The organism is Lamprocystis purpurea DSM 4197, from assembly GCF_000379525.1.
Taxonomy (GTDB): domain Bacteria; phylum Pseudomonadota; class Gammaproteobacteria; order Chromatiales; family Chromatiaceae; genus Thiodictyon; species Thiodictyon purpureum.
The window spans coordinates 1-1,291 of record NZ_KB902478.1; the positions used below are offsets into that span (position 1 = coordinate 1).

Consider the following 1,291-nt stretch of genomic DNA (forward strand, 5'->3'; position numbering starts at 1 on the left):
CCAGTGAGCTATTACGCTTTCTTTAAATGATGGCTGCTTCTAAGCCAACATCCTGGCTGTCTGGGCCTTCCCACATCGTTTCCCACTTAACCATGACTTTGGGACCTTAGCTGGCGGTCTGGGTTGTTTCCCTCTTCACGACGGACGTTAGCACCCGCCGTGTGTCTCCCGTGATAACATTCTCCGGTATTCGCAGTTTGCATCGGGTTGGTAAGTCGGGATGACCCCCTTGCCGAAACAGTGCTCTACCCCCGGAGATGAATTCACGAGGCGCTACCTAAATAGCTTTCGGGGAGAACCAGCTATCTCCCGGTTTGATTGGCCTTTCACCCCCAGCCACAAGTCATCCGCTAATTTTTCAACATTAGTCGGTTCGGTCCTCCAGTTAGTGTTACCCAACCTTCAACCTGCCCATGGCTAGATCACCGGGTTTCGGGTCTATACCCTGCAACTTAACGCCCAGTTAAGACTCGGTTTCCCTTCGGCTCCCCTATTCGGTTAACCTTGCTACAGAATATAAGTCGCTGACCCATTATACAAAAGGTACGCAGTCACACGCCTAAGCGTGCTCCCACTGCTTGTACGTACACGGTTTCAGGTTCTTTTTCACTCCCCTCGCCGGGGTTCTTTTCGCCTTTCCCTCACGGTACTGGTTCACTATCGGTCAGTCAGGAGTATTTAGCCTTGGAGGATGGTCCCCCCATATTCAGACAGGATACCACGTGTCCCGCCCTACTCATCGAGCTCACAGCATGTGCATTTTTGTGTACGGGGCTGTCACCCTGTATCGCGCGCCTTTCCAGACGCTTCCACTAACACACACACTGATTCAGGCTCTGGGCTCCTCCCCGTTCGCTCGCCGCTACTGGGGGAATCTCGGTTGATTTCTTTTCCTCGGGGTACTTAGATGTTTCAGTTCCCCCGGTTCGCCTCATTAACCTATGGATTCAGTTAATGATAGTGTGTCGAAACACACTGGGTTTCCCCATTCGGAAATCGCCGGTTATAACGGTTCATATCACCTTACCGACGCTTATCGCAGATTAGCACGTCCTTCATCGCCTCTGACTGCCAGGGCATCCACCGTGTACGCTTAGTCGCTTAACCTCACAACCCGAAGATGTTTCTTTCGATTCATCATCGTGTTGCGAAAATTTGAGAGACTCACGAACAACTTTCGTTGTTCAGTGTTTCAATTTTCAGCTTGATCCAGATTTTTAAAGAGCAAAACTTCGCAGTGAACCTTTGCAGGTACACTCTGAAGTATTTTTTATTTAATCACTACAGAGAT

General features: G+C 50.0%; 1 rRNA gene. It reads right to left on the reverse strand.

Annotation, left to right across the window (positions count from 1 at the left end):
- Positions 1 to 1,107 (reverse strand): 23S ribosomal RNA (locus tag A39O_RS0110900); the annotation flags it as partial.
- Positions 1,108 to 1,291 lie beyond the last annotated feature (184 nt).